This is a genomic window from Reticulibacter mediterranei, from assembly GCF_016587455.1.
This window is the reverse complement of the sequence record NZ_BNJK01000001.1, coordinates 4973321-4996099: the sequence shown is the minus strand read 5'-3', so window position 1 is coordinate 4996099 and position 22779 is coordinate 4973321. Positions and strand designations below refer to the sequence as shown.

Annotated in this window: 21 protein-coding genes and 2 pseudogenes; 17 read left to right on the top strand and 6 right to left on the bottom strand. The window is 52.8% G+C overall.

The genetic code is table 11. The annotated features are described in order from the left end of the window. Window positions 1-332 precede the first annotated feature (332 nt). The 3 genes from K3T83_RS21530 to K3T83_RS21520 form a co-directional block, all read right to left on the bottom strand. On the bottom strand, window positions 333-482 hold the full coding sequence (locus K3T83_RS21530; protein ID WP_220204994.1) for a hypothetical protein: 150 nt from the start codon (window positions 480-482) through the stop codon (window positions 333-335). Between the two features lie 120 nt (window positions 483-602). Further along, window positions 603-899, bottom strand: coding sequence for a hypothetical protein (locus K3T83_RS21525; protein ID WP_220204993.1), 297 nt, complete (start codon window positions 897-899; stop codon window positions 603-605). 466 nt (window positions 900-1365) lie between these two features. Continuing rightward, on the bottom strand, window positions 1366-2295 hold the full coding sequence (locus K3T83_RS21520) for a GNAT family N-acetyltransferase (RefSeq protein ID WP_220204992.1): 930 nt from the start codon (window positions 2293-2295) through the stop codon (window positions 1366-1368). 287 nt (window positions 2296-2582) lie between these two features. Between K3T83_RS21520 and K3T83_RS21515 the strand changes: the two genes are divergently transcribed. From K3T83_RS21515 to K3T83_RS21505, 3 genes are read left to right on the top strand one after another with little or no spacing between them, the layout of a single operon-like run. Beyond that, on the top strand, window positions 2583-3812 hold the full coding sequence (locus K3T83_RS21515) for an ISAs1 family transposase (RefSeq protein WP_220204991.1): 1230 nt from the start codon (window positions 2583-2585) through the stop codon (window positions 3810-3812). Between the two features lie 33 nt (window positions 3813-3845). Then, window positions 3846-4154, top strand: coding sequence for a hypothetical protein (locus K3T83_RS21510; protein WP_220204990.1), 309 nt, complete (start codon window positions 3846-3848; stop codon window positions 4152-4154). After that, complete coding sequence (locus K3T83_RS21505; RefSeq protein WP_220204989.1) at window positions 4147-4956, top strand: hypothetical protein; 810 nt, start codon at window positions 4147-4149, stop codon at window positions 4954-4956. The genes K3T83_RS21510 and K3T83_RS21505 overlap by 8 nt, the downstream gene beginning before the upstream one ends. A gap of 165 nt (window positions 4957-5121) precedes the next feature. On the opposite strand, the gene K3T83_RS21500 is transcribed toward K3T83_RS21505, so the two are convergent. Beyond that, window positions 5122-5664 carry a GNAT family N-acetyltransferase gene (locus K3T83_RS21500; RefSeq protein WP_220204988.1) on the bottom strand — a complete coding sequence of 181 codons (543 nt, stop codon included), beginning with the start codon at window positions 5662-5664 and terminating at the stop codon, window positions 5122-5124. Between the two features lie 147 nt (window positions 5665-5811). Between K3T83_RS21500 and K3T83_RS21495 the strand changes: the two genes are divergently transcribed. Continuing rightward, complete coding sequence (locus K3T83_RS21495; RefSeq protein ID WP_220204987.1) at window positions 5812-6633, top strand: helix-turn-helix domain-containing protein; 822 nt, start codon at window positions 5812-5814, stop codon at window positions 6631-6633. A gap of 334 nt (window positions 6634-6967) precedes the next feature. Here K3T83_RS21495 and K3T83_RS21490 read toward each other — a convergent pair whose 3' ends face one another. Further along, on the bottom strand, window positions 6968-7171 hold the full coding sequence (locus K3T83_RS21490; protein WP_220204986.1) for a hypothetical protein: 204 nt from the start codon (window positions 7169-7171) through the stop codon (window positions 6968-6970). Between the two features lie 537 nt (window positions 7172-7708). On the opposite strand from K3T83_RS21490, the gene K3T83_RS21485 reads away from it, so the two are divergent. From K3T83_RS21485 to K3T83_RS21450, 8 genes and pseudogenes are all read left to right on the top strand, one after another. Beyond that, window positions 7709-8293 (top strand): helix-turn-helix transcriptional regulator, encoded by a 585-nt coding sequence (locus K3T83_RS21485; RefSeq protein ID WP_220204985.1) that lies wholly within the window; start codon window positions 7709-7711, stop codon window positions 8291-8293. A gap of 24 nt (window positions 8294-8317) precedes the next feature. Beyond that, entirely contained in the window at window positions 8318-8764 is a 447-nt protein-coding gene (locus K3T83_RS21480; protein WP_220204984.1) for a VOC family protein, read from the top strand. 275 nt (window positions 8765-9039) lie between these two features. Further along, window positions 9040-9861, top strand: a pseudogene (locus tag K3T83_RS21475) (IS6 family transposase). A gap of 493 nt (window positions 9862-10354) precedes the next feature. Next, on the top strand, window positions 10355-11125 hold the full coding sequence (locus K3T83_RS21470; protein WP_220204983.1) for an SDR family oxidoreductase: 771 nt from the start codon (window positions 10355-10357) through the stop codon (window positions 11123-11125). An 815-nt stretch (window positions 11126-11940) separates the two neighbouring features. After that, a pseudogene (locus K3T83_RS21465) lies at window positions 11941-12612 on the top strand (AMP-binding enzyme); the annotation flags it as partial. Window positions 12613-12918: 306 nt separating this feature from the next. Beyond that, the gene (gene cbiM / locus K3T83_RS21460; protein ID WP_220204982.1) at window positions 12919-14214 is read left to right on the top strand and encodes a cobalt transporter CbiM; all 1296 of its coding nucleotides are present in this window, start codon (window positions 12919-12921) and stop codon (window positions 14212-14214) included. After that, a complete protein-coding gene (cbiQ, locus tag K3T83_RS21455; RefSeq protein ID WP_220204981.1) occupies window positions 14211-15086 on the top strand; it encodes a cobalt ECF transporter T component CbiQ in 876 nt (291 codons plus the stop codon). Before cbiM ends, cbiQ begins: the two co-directional genes overlap by 4 nt. After that, on the top strand, window positions 15083-15931 hold the full coding sequence (locus K3T83_RS21450) for an energy-coupling factor ABC transporter ATP-binding protein (protein WP_220204980.1): 849 nt from the start codon (window positions 15083-15085) through the stop codon (window positions 15929-15931). The genes cbiQ and K3T83_RS21450 overlap by 4 nt, the downstream gene beginning before the upstream one ends. 161 nt (window positions 15932-16092) lie before the next feature. On the opposite strand, the gene K3T83_RS21445 is transcribed toward K3T83_RS21450, so the two are convergent. After that, the gene (locus tag K3T83_RS21445) at window positions 16093-17043 is read right to left on the bottom strand and encodes an LLM class F420-dependent oxidoreductase (protein ID WP_220204979.1); all 951 of its coding nucleotides are present in this window, start codon (window positions 17041-17043) and stop codon (window positions 16093-16095) included. A 327-nt stretch (window positions 17044-17370) separates the two neighbouring features. On the opposite strand from K3T83_RS21445, the gene K3T83_RS21440 reads away from it, so the two are divergent. From K3T83_RS21440 to K3T83_RS21420, 5 genes are all read left to right on the top strand, one after another. Further along, the gene (locus K3T83_RS21440) at window positions 17371-18108 is read left to right on the top strand and encodes a response regulator transcription factor (protein WP_220204978.1); all 738 of its coding nucleotides are present in this window, start codon (window positions 17371-17373) and stop codon (window positions 18106-18108) included. A gap of 11 nt (window positions 18109-18119) precedes the next feature. Next, window positions 18120-19793 (top strand): sensor histidine kinase, encoded by a 1674-nt coding sequence (locus K3T83_RS21435; protein ID WP_220204977.1) that lies wholly within the window; start codon window positions 18120-18122, stop codon window positions 19791-19793. A gap of 199 nt (window positions 19794-19992) precedes the next feature. Beyond that, entirely contained in the window at window positions 19993-21762 is a 1770-nt protein-coding gene (locus tag K3T83_RS21430; protein WP_220204976.1) for an ATP-binding protein, read from the top strand. Window positions 21763-21971: 209 nt separating this feature from the next. Continuing rightward, window positions 21972-22211 carry a hypothetical protein gene (locus tag K3T83_RS21425; protein WP_236064950.1) on the top strand — a complete coding sequence of 80 codons (240 nt, stop codon included), beginning with the start codon at window positions 21972-21974 and terminating at the stop codon, window positions 22209-22211. A 14-nt stretch (window positions 22212-22225) separates the two neighbouring features. Then, window positions 22226-22678 carry a hypothetical protein gene (locus K3T83_RS21420; protein ID WP_220204974.1) on the top strand — a complete coding sequence of 151 codons (453 nt, stop codon included), beginning with the start codon at window positions 22226-22228 and terminating at the stop codon, window positions 22676-22678. The last annotated feature ends 101 nt before the right edge of the window (window positions 22679-22779 follow it).

Below are 22779 nucleotides of genomic sequence, written 5' to 3'. Positions count from 1 at the left end.
TGGGAAGAATGCAAAGGAGGAAATAATTGACGGTGACGGAACAAAAGGGAGCAAGCATGTCGGTTCAACATCTTACTAGTGGCAAGGGATTGGGCTTACACACTCTGGCCTAACCGCTCAAAGCTCCATATTCTCGTTGAGATGCGCAAAATGCGTCACCTACCTACCTACCTACCTTGTTCGTTCGCAAGGATGTTGAAGCAGAAAGCCAGTCGTTTTCCAGTTATACTGCAAAGCGTTGAAGAAAGGTGAACAGAGGCCGGGAGGAACGTCTGAGCCAAGAATGAAAGATGCTTACGCTGAAAAGATCTTTTTGTCATCAAAAGCAGGGTTTAGGAGGAACGTTCCTTCCCTTGCAAAAATGCGTCAACCCAGTGAAACCCTTCCACGAAGGCGAGACCGAGTTCGGGCTTGAGAAAGATGACGCTTTCGACGATAGCAGTAAAGATCTCAAGAGCGGCATCTCTAGTTTCAGCAGACATGAAGGATTTCTGGGCCAAGTTGCGAAGTCTTGTTGTTTGCTGATGGGTGAAAAGAGCGTGTGCTAACACCCTCAAGGCTGGGGTTTGCCACTCCTTATCAAGGATGGATCGGACCACGTATTAGGCCTGCTCCCATTGTCCTACTTGGGCTAAGGCTCGTACCACCTTGATTAATATCCGATCTTGCCGCTGCTCATCAGGGAGGGAGCGCACCACTTCCTCTGCTCGCTTCCGCTGTTCTGCTTGGGCTAAGGCATCTGCTATCTTGGCCAACGCCTCCTCTTGCCTCTCACCAGAGAGGGAGCGCGCACGAGTGGTTTTACTCAACATACCACATTTTAAGAGCGATGTTTCGTTCTCCCTGGCGACCTTATTCCATGCATCCTCAGCAGCTTGTACATCACCTTTAGCATCCATCAACATCAAGTTTTTAAATTTTTCTCCAAATCGCTATAGTAGTTGTTACATGTCCGACATGCGAAGGCATAGTGAAATCGCGAGGTAGAGGTGGCAGTGAACGACGCCAAAAGCTCAGGTGCGAAACATTCAGGTGGAATGCGATCCCTGGTAAGTTGTCCTTCAGGGGTTTGCTTCGCCTCTTTCTCACATAAGTAACAGATGCCGTTTTTCCGGTTCTGGCTCTTTTTCTGTTTCACTGCTGCATTCCGCAGTATAGCATTTTGCTTAGTAAAATCCACGTCGTAACTATTCAGTACCCCCTTGTCCATCTCCTTGAGAGGCTATATTAACGTTTGGTGTGAGTGAGAGCCAATTTTTGCATAAAGAAGGTATCCAGGGTCTAAAAAAGCTCAAACAAATCAAATCTCAAGGAGCTTGAGATGGAACACCTGGATACCTCTCTCACCTTCCAGGTTGGCGCACCTCAAGCCAGATCAAAAGCCACTGGCCAGATGGGCCTCCCGGCAGGTCGGCCTTTTTCGCTGAGCACAGCCAGGTAGTCGGGAAGGGGGCTGGGGGCCAGCTCATAGGCCATACCAGCTTCCCATGATCTGGCTTGCGCGGGACCAAGAGCGGCTGTGGTGGCTGAGAATGGATGCAGGGGAAGGGTATAGGTTGACTCAAAAGCTGTCTCCGTGCGTTGGCTTGCGAGGGTCGTAAGCATGGCTCGCGCGGCTTCGGCGTCATGGGCCAGGAAATAGCGCGGGCTGGTGGGTTCGTCGCGATGAATGCGGGTGTAGCCGACAACTTGAGCCTCGCGGATGTAAACAGTTGCCTGAATGGCTGGATCAGGACTGAGCCAATCGAGCAACTCATGACCAGGGTCGAGTGCTATATCGACATGTTGCTCCTCGCGAAACCAGAGTGCGTGCAGGGCGGGGATATCTTCTTCTGTTGGGCCGCGTGTTTCCAGGATTGGCCGGGCCGCAAGGTCGATGGGAATGGTGAGGTGAGTTGAGCCAAAAGCGTGGGTCTGGTAGCCGAACTTTGGATAGTAGGTTGGGTGTCCAAGAACAGTGCTGACAAGGTAGCCTTTAGCGGCGGCAATGGCATGGCCCTCGGCAATCAGGCGTCCTCCAATACCCTGGCGCTGGTATGCTGGGTCAACGCCAAGCGGGGAAAGATTGACTGAGGGGATGGTTTGATCGAGCAGACGCATCTGGTAGGGAGAAAAAAGGATGTGCCCGGCAATACGCCCGTCAACTTCAGCCAGCAGGGAAAGTTCCGGGTCAAACTCTCGCCGCTGACGTTGCAAGGTGACAATCAATGGGACTCCTCTTTGGGTGCTGAAGGCACGAGCGTGGATTGTGGCAATACCTGGGTAGTCTGTCACCCGTTCAGGTCGAATAAGCATGTTTTGGCCATCCTTTTGGTTTTCGCAAGGGAAGACCGTCCGCACACAGAGGAGACTGCGGTCCATGCGAACTATCGCTCTTGACAAATACGTCAGGGTTTCTGACAGAGTTGAGCGAGATTCCGCTGTTTTTCCTAACGAATGGTTTTTCCAGTGTTCACATCAAAATTCGCGTGCAAGGCCCTGAGCAATTTCTCCAGGGCTTTCCAATTCTCAAAGAGGAGGTGAAAAAGAAGAGTTTTTCTTGTAGAATACAAAAAACATCACATCGACAAGGAAAACTCTCTATGGACTATACAACATGGAACGTGCCACCTCAAGCGGAGATGGAAGCAGCGGAAAGCGCAGTTCTCTCGCTCTATGAAGCATTGCAAGGACTGACTGATCCCAGGCGTGCGCAAGGCAAACGCTACTCTTTGGCAGTGATCTTGTGCCTGCTTGTGCTTGCCAAACTTGCGGGACAAAAAACATTGAGTGCAGCCACCGAATGGATTCGCCATCGAGCAGGATACTTGGCCCAACACTTTGAGTTACGACGAGAGAAGATGCCATGTCAGACGACCTATTGGAACGTCTTGGCGAAAGTGGATGGGAAACACCTTGACGAGATCTTATCAGCTTTTTTTGTGCGATGGGAGGCTCAGATCCGGTGTGGAGACGAGCCAAGTCGGTTACACACTCCACAGAGTCAAGCCGATCATGCTCATCTGGCGATTGACGGGAAAACATTGCGTGCCACGACCTCACAAGAACATCCAATCCATCAACTCAGTTGTTATGAGGTCGCCACTGGCATTGTCTTGTGGCACTGTAATGTCGGGGCCAAAGAGAACGAGATCAGTGCGCTCAAACCCTTATTGACTCCCTCATGTGTGAAAGGACGTATCTTGACTCTTGATGCCATGCATACCCAACGTGATCTCTGTAGCCGCGTGCATCAACTAGCCGGAGATTATATTTTGATCGCCAAAGAGAACCAACCGACCCTCCAGGAAGATATTGCGGACTTGCTCGAAGATCGCGGCCCTGATCGTCGTCGGTGGAAACAAGCAGAGACGTGGGACAAAGCTCATGGACGGAAAGAACATCGAGCTATCACGTGCAGTCCTGATCTCAATGAGTGGTTTGGCAAGCAATGGGAAGGCATCGAGCAAGTCTTTCGGCTCGAACGGACGACCTTCTTGCTCAAAGCTGGCACGCTTCGTCATGAAGTCGTCTATGGACTGAGTAGTCTCTCCATGCGCCAAGCGCCACCTAGCCGCCTGCTCGCTTTGATTCGGGAGCATTGGGCCATCGAAAATCGGCTGCATTATCGCCGCGACGGAAGTTTAGGGGAAGATGCCTGTCAAACGCGCACTGGACGAGTACCGAGCCTTCTGGCTCAACTCAACAGCACCGTCTTGAGCTTGATGGATCGCGTTGGCGTTCGCAACGTTGCTCGACAGATGCGCTATTTTGACGCTCACCCTCAACAAGCTCTTGCTCTCCTTTTCACTGGTTCTTGTACTGTTTATTAGAATTGGAAAGCCCTGGCAATTTCTCCAAAAGACTTGACAGTCCTGGTTCAGGTGGCTGCTGTGGCTGTCTTTGGCCTGCTGTTCCTCCAGGTTTTTGACCCATTGGCGCAACTGATCGACCACCTGGGTCGTTTTCTGAAGCGCTTCGCTCGGCAAGTGTTTCTCCTGGTCGAGCCACTTGAATCGCTCGTCTTTAGCGGCCACTGCTCGACAGAAGGCTTGATTTTCCTGGCGCAGGGTTCGATTTTCTTGCCGCAAGGCTTCGAGTTCTTCAGCCCTGTTCATACGATCACTGTAGCAGATTGCCTCTGTTTTCGGCAAATGCCTAGCTCATTTGCATAGGCGACTATTCAAGTGGTCAGGCGGAAGTTCATGCTCACTGGTATCCGCCGCCGCAACCTGGTTTATTCGTCCCACGGCCACCACCAGTACGGCAACCGGGACTCTGGACGCGCTACTTTCTGCAAAGAAAAGCGTGCAGTGGGTGATTGGCTGCGGCTCTCTCGTGCTTGTCTTGATCGTGTGTAGCGTGTGCGCTTCGGTCAGTGCTGCTCCCACCACGCAGCATCCACATACGGCTCAGTCCAGCATGACACCGACTGTTCAGGCGCACGCCACCGCAGCCACACCAACAGAGCTGCCGCCAACACCAACACCAACCGTTATGCCATCTCCAACCGTTATGCCATCGCCGACACCAATCCCTCCACAGATACCGACGCCCACCCTTCAGCCGACGATACCGATCCCTACACAAATACCGACGCCAACGCCAGCGATGCCTACTGGAGTGAACGGGACCTCTGGGGATATGACTTTGAGCAGGGAAACTACATCACTGATCCACCTGCTGACTACTGCTCAGGCCAGTATTTCTCGTGCGTCTCATCCTTTGAGAATGGCACTGGCTATGTTGTGCAATGTGGTGACGGTCTTTGTTCCAAGTCGGGAGGGCATAAAGGAAGCTGCTCGAAGCATAGAGGTGAGCAAGCTATTCCGTACTCACACTAACCTCATGGGTTGGCTGGCTCACCTTTCGGCCAACCTCTTAACAAAAAAGATGCACCGCTGGGGTGTACGGTATTGTTGGCCTGTGTGGTGCATCTCATCTCTGTTCATTGTAGTGATGTATCCAAACGGATAACTCTTCAAGATCTGGTGAATGCAAGCCATCGTTCCCTCAACTCCCGTTCGCCGTGAGATTCAACGGGACATCTTTTCTTGAAGAGCGTGGAGAAGAGGAAGCTATGAACCAGCCACCACACCACAATCCCAATTTCTACAATGGGCAGACGGAAGCGTCTTCGTATCAACTACCATAATGTCCATCTCTCTTTCTCTGTCCTCTATTTTCCCACTCCTCTGCCGGCTTGAGGATCTTTACCATCGTGAAGAGCGGTGTTCCAAACAACTCATAGGGACCTTCATCGCTGCGGTAAAACCCATCGCGCTCATACAAGCCAATGGCTTGCGTGAGAAAAGGAGTCGTGCTCAAAAACACCCGCTCATAGTTGTGTCGGCGGGCGAACTCCTCTACCTGCCCCAGCAGAAGCCTTCCAATCCCTTGTCCTCGTGCAGAGGGAAGGATCGCCATACTGCGCAAGTAGACCTCCTTGCTCTTGAGAACGGCAGAGATGGTACCGACAATGATCTCCCCTTGTACGGCAACCCATATCGGGCCTTCGCTCAATCGGAGCACCAGGTGTTCGCGCGTGGGAGTGGTCGCGGTAAATGCTTCGGCGGTGAAGGCTACCTTATACTCAGCAAATGCACCCTGCAACACTGCTGTGATTGACTCGGCATCCTTTGCCGTTGCTTCCCGTATATAGATATGTGGTTTATTGCCCTTCATGCTTGTTTCTCCGTTCGCTGTGCTTCCCTCTTTATGCAGTGACTCTCAGAGCTCTGTTGCTCTTCCTTTTCCTCTCTGCTATCATACATGTAGGGAGGATCGCTGTCATTGACTCCGAAGTCGAATTGAGTGAAGAAGGACCAGGCTATGCAACAGAATGAGCCGCAGGGAGGGCAACGACTGCGTGAATTGCGTCAGTGCCGTAGCAGAACACAGCTTGATATTGAGCTAGAAGCCGAGCTTGGCAGTGGCTATTTGCAACGGGTAGAGTCTGGGAGAGTGAAGCAACCACTGCGTCCAACGCTTGAGCGTATCCTTGAGGCTATAGAAGTTGAGAGCCGTGAGGCTGAGGAAGTGCTTGCGCTCTTTGGCTATACCTCTGCCCAGAGGTTGCCCACCAGGCAAGAAATGGATTGGGCGCGAGACTGTTGCCACGATGTATTGCAGGCAGTCCGGCTTCCTACCTACTTGCTGGATTGTGCCCACCGGCTTCTTGCGTGGAACGCTCTCATTCCATCGCTACTCAGAGTTTGCCCTGGTGACCCGAATCTGCTCCAATTAAGGGACCATTCCATTATTGATGTCTGGTTTGATACACAGTCGTGTCTGGGCTCTCTGGTCCATGCTGCGGAACAGTTCTACCCTCAATTGGTTCAGGCGCTTTACCATGAAATGCTGCCTTTTCGTCATGAGACCTGGCATACCGCGCTCACAACCCGCTGGTTGCAGCATATTCCTGACTTTAGAACGTATTGGGAACAAGCTCAACAGGGACTTCCATCTGCCGTTGCAGCGCGTCTGCTCTATCCGATAGCACTAAAAGGGCCACAGGGACAACCCCTGCACTTTCGCCTCGCTGCGGAACATTTTACGCAGGATAGGCGTTTCCGCTTACTCTACTATATTCCCTTTGATAAGAAAACGATGAGTGTTTGCGAGATGTGGTCGCAGCAAATAGCCGAAGTCTGATCACACATCATCAGGCTGCCTTAATATCCTCTCTTCATTGCCTCTCTGGCATTCAGCTCTCTGTACAGAAATCCCCAGACGAACGAAGCTACAAGTGGCTCAATCTTTGTGCGCACCGCTGTAGGAGAAAGAACCTTCTTCCTGACGCTTGGGCGAAGGGATGAACGCTCAGCGTTGGTGCCATGTCTGCTGCTGCAAGCACATCGTCCTACACTACCATCCCTGGAAGGAGAGAAATCGAGCAGCCACGGGCGTTATGTGAGGAAACGGGTGTTGCGCTATCCAGAACAGCCACTTGTGGAGAGAAAGCCGAAGCCCTCAGCGGAGTACAGCGTCAGGGAGCGGATCGAGGCATTGCGTACAGTGATAGAGTAACGTCAGCAAGCCTACGAGAGTCCCCGTCTCTCGCCAGCAGGAAGGTGTATGTTTGCCCTTCATGAGTCGAGCGACTGCTGGCGAGAGGCGGGTGTAACTCTTCTTGCTGAGCCAAGCCTCTTGCATCATCCTGTTTTTGCCCGGCTTGTTGCTGCTCGTCCATTCTAGTGCTGCTCCTCACGCTCACACACTTTCTGCAAAATCGCCTTGTGAAGAGAGAATCATGTTCCGCCCTCCAATTCCTCTCTTTCCTCTTCCGAGTCTATTTTTATGAATCACTTGGCTTCGATGAAAAATCCGCTCATCGCTGCTACCTAGTATATTTTATGAAGAGAGGATTCGCCTCTACCAGTCTACTCATAGTCAGAGACGAAGGGGATTCGTGCTTCCTAAAGAGGAACGAGCAAGTATAAGCAGGGAAAGGTAAAACGAGAGAAAGAGACTTTTAGGTAGACTATCACACTCGCTTCTCTTGTAGAAGATCTAGTACATTGAGGCTCAAATGGCTCCATGATCAGGAAAGAGTCCAGAGTAGAAGAAAGAAATGTCGATTTTTAACAAGACTCCTGGTGGGGTTCTCTGGTATGCTCTCTCTGAGAACGTCACACGTGAAGACACCTCTCTCCGAGTGAAAACAGTCGTGTGAGAAGCTCTTCACAAAACCCGTTCTCGTAGAACAAACGACGAGGTGAGATGCACGATGGAAAGACCTGGTATCGTTCATCAAAAACAGAGATCATCGCTCGATCAACAGGCGATGCAGCTGACTGTCCCACGTGAGGGCATCTGGCTCCGCCTTGCCTTCACCTTGGAGGGGACGGTCCGCCGCAGTTCTTTTGCCAAGCAAATGCTTTCCTCTCAGCACTTTAGCGCCGTGCGAACGCGCTGGACGCTTGCTGATGTGACGTTTCTGCGAACGGCACTCGAACGGCTTTACACCACACATGGTCACATCCGTATGAGTGCGCTCGCCGCTGACTGTGGTCTCTCCTTACGCCAATTTGAACGACGATTTAAGCAGTGCATTGGTGTCTCGCCCAAGAAGTTTGCATGCCTCCTCCGCTTCGAGGCGCTGCTTCGCATATTGATCCACGAGCCAGCCTCTTCTCTTGCTGACGTCGCTTCTCAGCTTGGCTATCAGGATCAAGCCCATATTATCCATGAATTCAAGATATGGATGGGCTGTACGCCAACGGTGTTTCTCGGCTTCGTCAAACAGCGGAAGCAGCGAGGGCCTCTCGTTCCCAACCCTCACCATGCCTATGTGCCCATCTATATCGTCTAGAAAAAGAGAAGGAGCAGAAGAAAGATGTCTCTCACAGAGCAATCATTTCAACTTCCCTGGCATGGGATTCATCACATTGCTTTGCTTACCACGGATCTGGAGGCGACTATTGGCTTCTACCGGGACGTGTTGGGGATGCCTACCAGTGAGATCCTCCCGTCCAAAGAGGGACGCGGCAGGCATTGTCTCATTTTCGTCAAACCCAACGATGACCACATCCGAGGCTTCCATTTCTTTGAACGCCCAGCCGAAAAAACAACGCTCGGCATCTCAGATTCTCACCCACAGAGTTTTGCCCCTCATGTCGCCTTGCGGCTCCCAAATGGAACTGCCGCACACACCTTACGCGAGCGTTTGAAAAATGCTCATGTCTCTGTCACAGATATTCCTGAATTAGGATCATTTGTGTTTTTCGACAACAATCAGCTGTGTTTAGAAGTCACTTGGCCCAAAGAGGGAAGTGCCTCTTAAATGAAGAGGCTTGGTTGTACCGTTCATCGGTAGGGCACTTTCTGTCAGTATGCGGTGTACGTCCACTGGATGGGCTTAGCCATTGTCCGATTGTAATAGGCCATAAAGGCCAGCATCTGGTCGCGCAAATCATCGAGCGAGATGAAATGGCCCCGTTTGAGAAGCTTGCGGACCAGAATACTGGGTTTTGTCAGAACTGAAACAACATCTTGGCGTTGAGGCAGACTTCTGCTCTCCTTCTCTCGAAAAGAAATGGAAATGGAAAGCCTCAACCGATGAAATGTCCTTATTGTGCAGCATCTACAACCAGGAAGCGAACAAGGAAAACGAAACTGGGCTATGCAACGTTTTTCTGTCCGATGTGCCAGCGCATTTTTAATGAGCGCACTGGCACTCTTTTCAACTCCCTTGAGGCTCCCACCGATGTCGTTTTTCTCGTCGTTCTGTGGCGGCTGCGCTATAAGTTGAGCCTGCGTGACGTGGCTGAGATGTTTTTAGAACGTGGTTTTGTCTTCACTCATGAAACTGTTCGGGACTGGGAAGCCCGGTTTGCGCCCCTAGTCGCAGACCAATTGCAGACAAAACGATGGGGGCAAGCCGGGAGATCCTGGTATGTGGATGAGACATATATCAAGGTTCACGGAAAGTGGTGCTCCCTGTATCGAGCCATTGACGCTGATGGCAATCTGATGGATTCTCGGCTGAGCGAAAAGCGAGATATGGAAGCCGCCCAACAGTTTTTCAAACACGCTCTCGCCGTTGTTGGCTCGACCCCAGAATGGGTGACGACAGATGGCTATACCTCTTACCCACGAGCAGTGCGTGAAATACTGGGCAACCAGGTCCACCATCGGACCAACAAATATCTCAACAATTGTTGAGAGCAAGACCACCGAGGGATCAAGCAACGGTATTCCCCCATGCATGGCTTCGGGAACTTTGACTCAGCAGCTCGTTTCTGCTGTGCTTTTGATGAATTGCGCAACTATCTTCGCCCTCGCTTCACCATCAGTGAACCAGTCACGCTCTCAGAACGGCGACGAGCTTTTCTTGATCGGCTTACAGCCTTGAAGGAAGCTAGGCACACAATTTCCTAGCAGGAAGAGACCGCAGCGCCTCAGATTCGTTGTTCCTAATGCATTTCTGTGATCTTAGTTCTGACAGAACCGTCAGCGCGAAGAGTGAGCATTGATGATTTGTTGCCTCGGGAAGTCGCTCCAGAAGGGGATCGTTGTGCTCGGCAGTTGTAAATTCGGAGAGAAAGCCGAGTCGCACTTGACTTAGAGCGCGCTCTAAGTTGTAGACTAGAGGGCGTGGCTGTTGCTGTTGCCGACTAGGCATATTTCATTGAGAGACCGACTTCAGCAAAAGCTTGAGTCTTGCGATGGGAGTGTGTGAAAGAAAAAACGTCCATCTCAACGTGAAGCCGGTTGTGCTAGCGGAATGATCCTGATGAAAGGGTTTTCCACTCTTTTGGCGTGTTCGGCCACTGATGCTGGGCAAAGCTATCCACCAGGAGAAAAAGACACAGAGGGATGGTTTCACATTGGGATTGACCTCTGTCGAGCAAGTACTTTATGCAAAGGAAAAATGATGACACAGAACAGATCAGAAAAGGGCTTGTCGGGAATCGAAGGCAAGGTCGTCGCAATCACTGGTGCCAGCAGCGGAATCGGCGCGGCCACCGCTCGCACCTTGGCATCAAGTGGAGCAATCGTCGTGCTGGGTGCCCGTCGAAGCGAGCGGCTTACCGAGTTGGTTGACGAGTTGAATGCCGCCGGTGGTCACGCAATCGGTCTCCAGACGGATGTCACCCGAGCCGACGACCTCGTTGCTCTCGTCAGAGCGGCCACCGATCAGACGGGGCGACTCGATGTGCTGGTAAGCAATGCGGGAGTGGCACGTGTCGCTCCGGTCGCTGACCTCGATGTCGAGGCATGGAACGCCATGATAGACACGAACCTGCGCGGCGTTCTCAACGGCGTCGCGGCCGCCCTTCCGGTGTTCCGGGCGCAGGGACGTGGGCACCTCGTCACTGTCGTGTCGACTTCGGGACTGAAGATCGTGCCAAACCAAGCTGTCTACGCCGCGACCAAGAATGCAGTGCGCACATTCCTTGAAGCACTCCGGCAGGAATCGACCGACGGCGTGTTGCGTACCACCTCGATATCTCCCGGATACGTTGTGACCGAGCTGAACGACTGGATTCCCGACCCCGAGCTCCGCGCCCGCGCTCAAGAAAGTATGCGGAGTATTGGGATTCCGGCCGACGCCGTCGCACGCGCCATTGCTTTTGCCATCGCACAACCTGACTCCGTCGAGATTGGCGACATCACCATTCGTCCAACCGTTCAAGGCTGAAACCATAAGGAACTACAGCTTGAGATAGGGACATTTGTCTGATTTTGGCTGTGCTGGTGACCTCTCCCCAGGGTCAGACGCCTGCAAGTGGGCAACTTCGACCTTTACGACGCAAGACGAAATGAGCAGGAAAGTCCTTAGCATAGTCCATTGCTCCTCTTTTCAGGGGTGAAGTACCCTTAGCGTAGGTTTTTCCCAAATTGATCTGGTGACGCCATGTTGATGTGAATGAGGTGGTTGTCCGTCCTACTGCGCAGGGGTAACTGGCTCACGAGCACTTGGTGGTGATGGCTGCGCTGGGTGGGTGTTAAAGCCAATTGACAAAACGTTGATGGAGGAAGCCAGAGGAAGAGCGTTTTTCCCAAGCCATGCATCTGAAGTCGCTCACTCTTCGCACCGATTGCTCACTCGTCACCTGAAAACCTGCTCACTTGTCACCTTACCTGAAAACCTGCTCACTTGTCACCTTATTTACCAGCTGTTGAAGATAGGTAACTGCTTCTTTCCTAATGAGCGGTGTTGGCATCTAGCGCAGTGTCTAATAGCACTAGTATGCGGTGCGAAATGCCTAAATCAGCCTGCAGAGCAGTCTTATGGCATATAAGCTTAACGAGATCAAACGGCCTGAGAAGTGGATCGAATCACTCGGTCAAATTTCCGAAAGGCGATTGGCTTGTGGAGCGGATCGAAAGGGCCCATTTCGCACCGACTACTAGCGCTAGAGTCAACTACTGTCGCCGAGCTACAACTGGCTGCAATGCCCTAAATCTAGACAACAACGACTCCTTCCCTTACACTATGGGCATTCTGTGGAGCAGCAGACGAGCATGACCATCCGCGATGGTTATGGACAGACCGAAACCGTCTTGTTGTGTGGTAATTTCCCGGCGCTCTCGGTGAAGCCTGGCTCAATGGGCAAACCCTCGCCCGGCTTTGAGATCGGCATCATCGATCATGAAGGCAATCAGCTCCCCGCCGGCAAAGAAGGAGATATCGCCGTTCGTGTCAAACCAGAGCGCCCAACCTGGATCTTTAAAGAATACTGGCGCAATCCTGATGCAACGCAGGCCTGTTTGCGCGGCGACTGGTATATTACGGGAGATCGTGCCTACCAGGACGAAGAGGGCTATTTCTGGTTCGTTGGCAGGGCCGATGATGTCATTATCAGTGCCGGGTATCGTATCGGGCCGTTTGAGGTGGAGAGCGCCCTCAAAGAGCATCCCGCCGTTGCCGAATCAGCGGTCGTCGCCAGCCCGGACGAGATGCGCGGCGAGATTGTCAAAGCCTATGTAATTCTCGCTCCAGGCTATAGTCCAACGCCCGAACTCGCCCCTGAGCTACAGACATACGTCAAACAAGTCACCGCTCCCTACAAATATCCTCGCGAGATCGAATTTGTCGAGAGCCTGCCCAAGACAATCTCTGGCAAGATTCGTCGCGTCGAACTGCGCGAAATGGAGCGCCGCAAAAAACAATCAGGGTCATAATGGTGCATCTAGCGAAGATTTCGTGGATGCCCCAATCAACATTCCTGACAACTTCCCCATACATTGTTACCGCAAATGCCACTGCAAAAAAGAATAGCAACAGGATTGTGTCATCTTTTTTCGTACACATCAATAAAAATCTTTTGCTCTTGCGAATCATTCGCAAATAGGATATGCTTTTTATTGAGAACAACGAAATGTATTTGTAGTGTAGAGCTTCTGCTTGTATTTTTGTTGCTTCCATCACCCTGATCTATTTCTTGCATGTGCTGAAATAGCTCCCACAGAGAAGAATGGAGACAAACTATGCATATTCCTGATGGCTATCTTAGCCCGGTCTTTTCCCTGGGAACAGGCCTTGCAACAGTTCCGGCCTGGGCTATCGCGGTAAGGCGTGTACGCAAAGTACTGAATCATCGCACCGTCCCACTGCTGGCGATCTTTGCCGCCTTCTCCTTCACGATTATGATGTTTAATATCCCCGTCCCCGGTGGCACGACAGCACACGCGGTTGGAGGCACCCTCATCGCTATCGTGCTTGGCCCCTGGGCGGCAATCATCGGGGTCAGTACCGCTCTAATTATTCAGGCACTCTTCTTCGGCGATGGCGGCATTCTTGCTATCTTTGCCAATTGTCTGAACATGGGCGTCATTCTCCCCTTTGTCGGGTATGCAAGCTATAAGCTCATTGCCGGAAAATCCCCTCTGCTCTCGACGCGCCGCGTCTGGGCAGCTGGTATTGGCTCATACATTGGCATCACCGTCTCGGCGGTAGCTGTCGCTGTTGAGCTTGGTGTGCAACCGTTATTGTTCACCCAGAACGGACATGCGCTCTACAGCCCTTACCCTCTTGCGGTTGCGCTACCTGCTATGCTCATATCACATCTGTTCGGCGCGGCGCTGGTAGAAGCGCTGGTCACGGCGCTTGGCTTTGCCTTTATTCAGCGCAACTATCCACAATATCTCACTTCGCTGCGATCCGTCGTTGCGGGGTCCGAGATCGTGGAAGGGCAGGCAGAGACGATACCGCTCTGGCGTGTCTTCGCCGTTGGGATTGTTGCCGCCGTCGTGATCTTATTCCTGGCCGGACTGCTCACTGGCGGGGGACGCATTGATCATTTCTTCGGGGCCGATTGGTCGCAGGTTAGCTGGCCCGATGTCTGGGTAATGCTGGCAATCACAGCCGTTATCGCCATCATCCTGATTCCGCTCGCCTGGTTCCTCTTGCCAAAACGGATTAAACGGACGGGAACCTTCTTCGTCGCCATTGCGATCATCGCCCCGCTTGGTCTGGTTGCCCCCGGCTTTGCCTTTGGCGAGGGCAGCGCTGAGGATGTCAAGGCAGCTTTTGGCTATATACCAGAGGGGTTGCGCCAGTTTTCGAGCATATTTAGCGCGCCCTTCAGCGGCTACAATGTCCAGTTGCCATTCTTTAGCGACGCCAACGCACCACTCTGGCACGCGGCCATCGGTTACGAGATCTGCGGGATCATCGGTGTGCTGCTCATCGGTGCAGTTATTCTTGGCATTGGCTCGCTCTTGCGCCGCAAACAGACGCAACAGCCACAGGATACGCTAGAAGAAGGATCGGTGCACGCATGACGACTTCGAATTCCTGGCGTGCTGAGAGGCGAGAGCAAAAGCGGCAATTTGGCTGGATCGAGAAGACGATCTCAGGTATCGCCGGAGCTATTGAACAATCGGTCTTCACCGAGGAACATGCTCACAAAGCGGGCTGGCTTCAAGCCCGCAATCCACGCGCAAAACTGGTAATGTTTCTCGCCCTGGTCCTTGCCGCAGGTCTCTCACACTCGCTGCTGACATTGATAGCGCTCTATCTGGCGCTACTGGTCGTTGCGCGTCTGAGCAAGATTCCCTATGATGTGTTTGTCAAACGCGTCTGGCTCGGCATTCCGTTCTTTGCCGGAATCGTGATCATTCCGTCTATTTTCTTTGCTGCGGACCAGCGCTGGTTTGACATCACTATCGGCTCACTTCATCTCGGACCATCCTGGGGCACCGTCCTCACGGCGGCAATCTTTGTGGCACGCGTCGGCGTCTCGGTCTCGCTGGCAGTGCTGTTGATCCTGACTACGCCCTGGTCCGATCTGATGAAGAGCCTGCGTGCATTCCACGTACCCCAGGTCTTCATCTTGCTCTTAACCATGACCTATCGCTACATCTTCCTCTTCCTGCACACCGCCAATGGCATGTTTGAGGCTCGCAAAAGTCGCACAGTTGGCATCACGAGCGGCAACGAGCAACGCAGTTGGGTAAGCAGTTCAGTCACAAGCCTGATGCAACGCTCTTTTAAAATGAGCAACGATGTCTACGCTGCCATGGCGGCCCGGGGCTTTAAAGGGGATATCTACACCTACCACGACGATCATATGCAGAGCGCCGATTGGCTTGTTGTCATTGGTGCGGTTGTGCTGGCCGTCGTGGTGTTCGTGCTGGGAAATAGAATTATATGAACACACCACATACAGCAAACGATGTAATTTTCTCATTACAGGAAGTGCGTTATCGCTACGGAGGCCGTCATCTGGCGCTGGATGGCGTCGATCTAGAAGTACGGCGCGGCGAACAGGTCGTATTGTTGGGAGCGAACGGCTGTGGCAAATCAACGCTGCTCAAGATGCTCGATGGCATCTATGCGCCGACCGAAGGGCGCATGCACGTTCTAGGCCGGGAGATCAAGGCGGTGGCAGCCGGGGAAGACGCTTTTCAGTTTCATCGCGAGGTTGGTTTCGTCTTTCAAGATCCCGATGTCCAGCTTTTCAGCGCGACCGTTTTCGACGATGTAGCGTTTGGGCCGCTGCAACTGGGCCTCACGCCCAAAGAAGTCAAAGAGCGCTGTCAGGAAGCGATGGCGCTGATGGATATTACGCATCTGGCGAAACGCGCGCCCTTTGAGTTGTCTGGAGGAGAGAAAAAGCGTGCCGCTATCGCTTCGGTCCTCTCGCTGCGCCCCGATGTGATCCTGCTCGACGAACCAACGGCCTCCCTAGACCCGCGCACGAAATGGGTACTCGTCAATCTCATTCGCAAGTTGGGTGAGGCGGGCAAAACGGTGATCACAACCACCCATGAACTAGAGATTGTGCCGATCATCGCCCAACGCGTGGTCGTGATAGGAGAAGAGCGACGCGTCCTGGCAGATGGCACACCCGAAAGCATCCTGGGAGACCGCGACCTGTTGATTCAGGCCAATCTGATCCATCCACAACTCCATGAAATGGGCATGGAACACCACCTCAAGCGCTTCCATCATGTCGCCGATCTAGCACCCGATGCAGTAACTTCCCAAAAGATATAAACGCAAAACAATTTGTACGGACATGATTGATCACGTCCCATTTATCCTATGATTTATCAATATTCACGAAGAATATGTATCTTCTGGATAAATCTGGATGAATGGGACATGATCAATCATGTCCGTACAATACAGTTATTTACCAACAATAGAAGTAGAAGTTAGCCAATAAACTCCTGCGCAAAACGGCGAATCCCGGTTAAGTCTGTTGGGTTGGCAAAGCGGAGTATCAACTCCTGCACACCAGCTTCTTCGTAGGCGGCGATGCGCTTGCGAATCGTGTCAGGGCCACCAACCAGCGCAGCATCGAGCGTGTTCGCATATCTGGCCCGCACACCTTCCGAGATCGACGCCAACGCCTCCTCATCAGTATCGGCAATGGCGCAGAGCGTTCCAGATGTACGATGAATGCTATTGTAATCGCGCCCAACCGTCTCACAATGCTGTTTCAGCACGTCCAGCTTATGTCTGATCGTCGCAAGATCGCCACCACCCACGTTACAGGCATCACCATATTGCGCCACCAGCTTGAGCGTCACCTTCTCGCCGCCGCCACCAATCAACAGCGGAATGTGCGGCTTCTGGACGCCCTTTGGCTGATTGATTGCTCCTCGCACCTGATAATATTTGCCCTCAAATATCGCCTCCTCCTGCGTCCACATCGCCAGAATCACCTGCACCGCCTCGCGCAAATAGCGTAGACGCGTCGGTGCATCGGGATACTCGAAGCCATACGCACGATATTCGTGTTCGTACCAACCTGCCCCGATGCCGAAGTTCAACCGGCCATGACTCAGCACATCGACCGTGCTTGCCATCTTTGCCAGCAGCGCGGGATTGCGATAGCCATTGCAGGCCACCATCTGCCCGATGCGAATGTTTTTTGTATCACGTGCCAATGCCGCTGTACTCATCCAGCACTCAAATGTCACCTCCTGCGATGGTTGCGGGATCGTGTGAAAGTGATCAACGAGCCAGGCGGAAGTAAAACCAACTTCATCGGCTGTCTGAGCAACACTCGTCATCGCCTCATACGCTTCTACTGGATCTTTGATATGGACCAGATCCATCACCCAGCCCTGCGGAAGCGAAATACCATAGCTTACGGGCATAAAACGAATCCTCTTTCCGTGAAATACCTCTGCTACAACTATTGAGCAGAGACAACTCTTCCTGTGCCAATCTTTGCGACAATAATTATTTATTATCTGCAACAAACTTTATTATAGCACCTGGAACTTTCCATGCATGGTAATGAACCTTCAAGATTTGCTCAAGATTTGCAGCGAAACTCACACCTTGTAACACAATGAAACGCTTTTATGCTAAGATAGCAAATAAAGAAAGTTCAAATTTCTTGTGGTGTAGGGCTGTGACCCTGTTAACCGCGCACTTTTGCAGTTAACAAGCCCGCTGCCCCATGAGAAGGAGCATGACTTATGCCGCAAAAGATTTTAATTATCGAAGACGAAGAAGGCATCATTCACCTGTTGAACTTATATTTAAAAGATGCCGGCTATACTGTTGTCGCGGCCTACGATGGGGCGGATGGCCTGGCGCTCCATGCGCGTGAACATCCCGATCTCGTCATCCTGGATATTATGCTACCCGCGCTCAACGGTTTTGAGGTCTGTCGCCGCATTCGTGCGTGGTCCAAAACACCTATTCTGATGCTGACCGCCCGCAGCGATGAGGACGACCGTATCAACGGGCTGGAACTGGGGGCAGACGATTATCTGGTCAAACCGTTCAGTCCGCGTGAACTGGTGAGCCGCGTGCGGGCCATTCTGCGGCGAACCAGCAGCAGCCAGGAGAGCAGCGAACAACCGGCAGCCGTCTCTCCAACAAAGTCGGAGAAGAAGACGATCCTCTACTTCCCCGGCCTCTTCGTCGATCTACCAGCGCGGCGCGTGGAGATCAATGGTAAAGAAATTGCGCTGACCCCAACCGAATTCGATCTGCTCGCGCTCATGGCACAATCGCCCGACCGCGTCTTCACGCGCGAAATGCTGATGAACAAGGTCTGGGGCTACGACTATCTTGGCGATGGTCACACCATCGACGTGCATATCAGCTCGTTGCGCAAAAAGATCGAGACCGAACCGGGGCAACGCTATATTAAGACAGTCTGGCGCGTTGGCTATCGCTTTGAGGCCAAAAGCACCCGACCAGTATAAAAGGAAGGATTATGCGTATTCGCTGGTGGCAAGGAAAGATCATGCGTATTCGCTGGTGGCAAAGCATCCGCTGGCAACTGGCAATAGGCTCTGTGCTGGTTTCGCTGGTAGCAACTGGCCTGTTGACTCTGGCCGCTCTCTTCGCCATTGTCCGCTTCTATGATATCGATCAGCAGGGCCGCTTAACCAACGCGGCAACCAGTACGGCACAACTGGTGAGCGACCACTACTCACAGGACGATGACCACAGCCTCTATCAAGCCGCCAAAGCCGCCTACAGTTTCCCGCGCCTTGCCGCTACAACCGCCGTCACCAAAGCAGAGGGAGATGACTATCTGCTCTTCGTCATCGACCACGAGAATGATGCAACCTTCCCAACGCTGAAATCGTTGTCGCATGGCAAAGATTCGACAAAAGACCTGCTGGACTCTTTACTTGATGGACTGAACCATCCTGACGAAAAAACAAAAGATGGTCTGGGTCAGTTGCGCGATGCCGTCTTAAAGGCTCAACAGGGCAAATCTGCCACCGGAGAGATTGGCACAGCATATCTGGGTGTACTGCCACGTGCCTTTGCCGTAGAGCCGGTCAAAGTCGCTGGTAAGAACGCCCCCATTGGTGTTGTCGTCCTCATTCCCACTTCAGCAGCAAATAACACCTTACCCCCATTTATAAAAATTGTTGGGCGGGCCGTTCTGCTTGCCTCGGTGATCGTAACCATCCTTGCCGCCATTGCAGGTATTCTCTTCTCGCGCACGATTACACATCCCCTGGCCAAACTAAACAACGCAACGCGCAAAATGGCCGCTGGCGATTATGGGACGCAGGTGCGCACTAAAGCGTTGGGCGAACTGGGCGAACTGGCAACGACATTTAACGATATGGCAGCACAGTTGCAGCGCGATGTGGAGGAGCTACGCAAACAGGAGATCTGGCGACGCGAACTGCTTATGAGCATCACCCACGATCTCGCCACACCGCTGACAGCGATTGCTGGCCTGGGAGAAGCACTGGCTGATGGTGTCGATCAAAGCCACGAAGACTACGAAGCTACCGGGCGCATCATTTTTCGCGAGACCCTGCGTTTACGCCGTCTGGTGCAAGATCTACATATGATGGCGAAGGTGGAGGCTGGTGCGCTGCATCCACACCGCAAACCTGTACGCCTGGCTGCCCTGCTCGATGAAGTGCTGGCCGTTCTGACCCCCGAGTTCGAGCGCGAGCAAGTCGAGCCAGTCAACGCCATTTCCTACAACTTACCTTCCATACAGGCCGATCCGGACATGCTGGCCCGCGTCTTCGCAAACCTTTGCGACAATGCTCTTCACTTTACCCCTGCTGGGGGGACGATCACAGTCGAGGCACAGCAACAGGGCGAGCAGATCGTTATCGCCGTCACAGACACCGGACCGGGCATTGATCCCGAGGCGCTCCCCCGCGTCTTTGAGCGCTTTTATCGAGCCGATAGCGCACGACAATCAAAGACCGGTGGCAGTGGCCTGGGTCTGGCTATAGTACGGGCCATCGTTGAGGCACACGGCGGTCAGGTAGGAGCAGAAAACGCTCCAGGAGCCGGAGCGCGCCTTCTCTTCACTCTGCCGCTCCAGCCTGCCGGACAGCCCTCCCTCAGCGACGCTCCGACCCTGCCCTTGCAAGAGGATCTCTTGATACCGCCTCGAAGATAGCCTGAATAGCAGGCTATCTCGACGAGCTGCGACACACAATGATATACTTTACTCATCAACATTTAAGGATCACATACGTTTGCCGATGATGAAAAATGAAGTGGACGGCGTTCTTCCTGGCGGTTAAAACCAACCCGTTTCACATTTTTTCTGCTGTGATGTATAGCACCGAATATCATAAATGGTAAAGAGGTCTTGTATGACGGCCCATATTTCTTTCACTTCAAACGCTCTTTTCACAAGTAATATTGCTACCACTACCATTGAATCCCAGGAGCTAATTGATCCAGAGCAGCTTCAGATCATCAAAAAAATTGTGCAGCACGCCGGCGCTCTGCTGGAAGTTGCTCATTGCTCGCTGGCTCTGGTGGATGCCTCCAATACAGCCGTCGTCACCCTTGCCGCTCTGCTCCCACATGGTCAGCAACCTCGCCGCACGCGTTTTCACTTCAACGAAGGCGTGGCTGGCTGGGTCGCAGCACATCGCCGCTCGCTCCTCCTCAATTGCGCCGAACAAGATCCCCGTTTCAAGCGCCTCGGCAGCCAGCCCATAGGCTCCATACTTTGTGTTCCTCTACTGGACCAACAGCTGTTGCTTGGCACACTCACAGTCAGCAGCACACAGCCCGATTGTTTTGACGAACAGAAACAGCGATTACTGGAAATCCTGGCGGAACAGGCTGTGCAGACAATTGTACATGCTCGTCAGACGGCTATTGCCCAGCAACAGGCACGACAGCGCGAAATGCTCTTTCGTCTCTCGCGCACCATTGTCGCTCATCTTGATCCCGAAACCCTTTATCATACCATTCTCACCGCTATACAGAACGTCATCCCCTGTCAGCAAGCTATTATGTACATTACAGATGAGGGCGCTCGTAAACTGGTGCCAGTTGCAGAGCTGAATAGCGAGCCACACCAGATTGAAGATGCTCACCCTATTCGAGATATACGCACAACGCAACTCGCCAGCGAGCCTATTGATCTAGAAAACAAACAGTTGCTCGCTTCGTGGGCGGCACACCATCGCCATCCCATGTTGCGCGCGCCTTTTCGCTCCGGCGATAATCCCGAGTTGTTCCCGGCTGAAGTTGCCGTTCCATTGCTTGCCAGCAACAGACTTCATGGCCTCATCTGGCTAACACGTCCGACAGCATTTCACAGTGATGAGTTTCGACTCGTGCGTCATATTAGCGCAATGACGACGGCAGCGCTAGAAAACAGAGCGTTGCAGCAAAAGTCGGGCAGCGAGGGATCACGACAGATGCAGGCCGGTTTTCTTTCAAAGGTGGCGCACGAACTACGCTCGCCCATCAATACCATTAACGGCTATCTGGACCTGGCCCTGGAAGGCGTTGCCGGAGATCTGAACGAGCAGCAGCACGAGTTTATTCGTCGCGCTCGCTCTGGTAGCGAACACCTCTACGCGCTGCTGGAAGATCTCCTCCTGATCGCACGCGCCGACGCCGGGCAATTGCAATTGAACCGCGCCATTATGCGCCTATCCGATGTGATTGAGAACGCCGTTGAAGAAATGGAATTGACAGCCAGCGATGATAATATCATTGTAGGGGTTGAGATCGCGCCCAATCTGCCCCGGCTCTACGGCGATGCCATCCGCTTACAACAGGTCATTCGCAACCTGCTGAGCAATGCCCTACGTTTTACGCCAGCAGGAGGGCGGGTCATGATCTCCGCCAGGCTGTCGGAACAGATCAGCGCCGACGAAGAGGAGCGAACAATAGAGCTGCTTGTCAACGATACTGGCGCTGGCATCGAGCCAGACAAGCTGCCGCATATTTTTGAGCGCTTCGTCCAGACTGTTCCAGGGAGCAGAGGACGCAGCGGCGGGCATGGCCTGGCTATCGTCAAGATGGTGGTGGAACTACACGGTGGCACGGTGACGGTTAAGAGCACGCCGGGAGAAGGCAGTACCTTTGTGTGCGTACTGCCCTGCCTGCTTACCTAGAGCTAGGGGAGGCCGTTTCGCTCCAAATGAGACGGCTCTCATTTTTTCACTCGAAGCAATTTCGTTGTGAAGCACGATGATAGCCCTTGACTCACTGCGGAATGCGTGCTATGCTCAAGTTATCTCAATATGTTCCTTGCTGATTCAAAGGCCAGGAATGAGGCTCGGTAATGTAAGCTTGTATCAGGAGAAGGAGACAGACAGTGGGTATGCTACGGGTAATGTCCCGTCGCGGCGACGACCGGATTAGCTGGGACTCCAAAAAATTAGAGGTACATGATCCTGAAGCAATGGCGGCCATTCGTGAGGCAGAGCGTATCTTCAACGAAGAGCGCATGAAAGGCGCAACAGCATTCAAGGTTGAGCCGGGCAAAGGCGTCGAGCGTATCGACACATTTGATCGTACCGCCGAGCAGATCGTGCTTGTTCCACGCGTCGTTGGTGGGTGAGGAGTACAGCAACTATGTTGGAAACGCTGAGTTTATTTCTCGGGATCTGGCTGCTGTTCCTTTTGCTGGCAATCTACTATCTCTCGCAATCTTCTGATAGCGGGGTAGGCCGCTTCCGCGAATCCGTCAGCGAGCACTTGTCAGCCGAGAGCCGCGCCAAAGCGCTCTTACGCGAAATGCTCTCCGAGAATCAATACCAGCAACTCATTAAATTTGGATACCTTGAAGTGTCCAGCCCCACTATCGACAATCGAGTCTATCGTATTCCTGGCTCCGGCGGACTGGTCAAAGTCTATGAGCGCGGGTGTGCGATTATGGAGCTATGTTTGCAACCAGCTGAGCCGCTGCCCGATGGCGATGTCGTGGTGATGCATAAATTGATGATCGAAGGCAACGAGCAGGAGTACTTGCAAAAAGCTAATCATTTCGCTCCTGGCATTATCTCTTTGCGCTGCCAGCACCTTTAGACTCGGCTCGATCAGGCCGATTTGTCCGGTCCTTGCCGGTTTTTCCCGGTGTTGTAGTCGAGCGATTTATCGCGGTGGTTCCAAACGTGCCACAGGCTGCC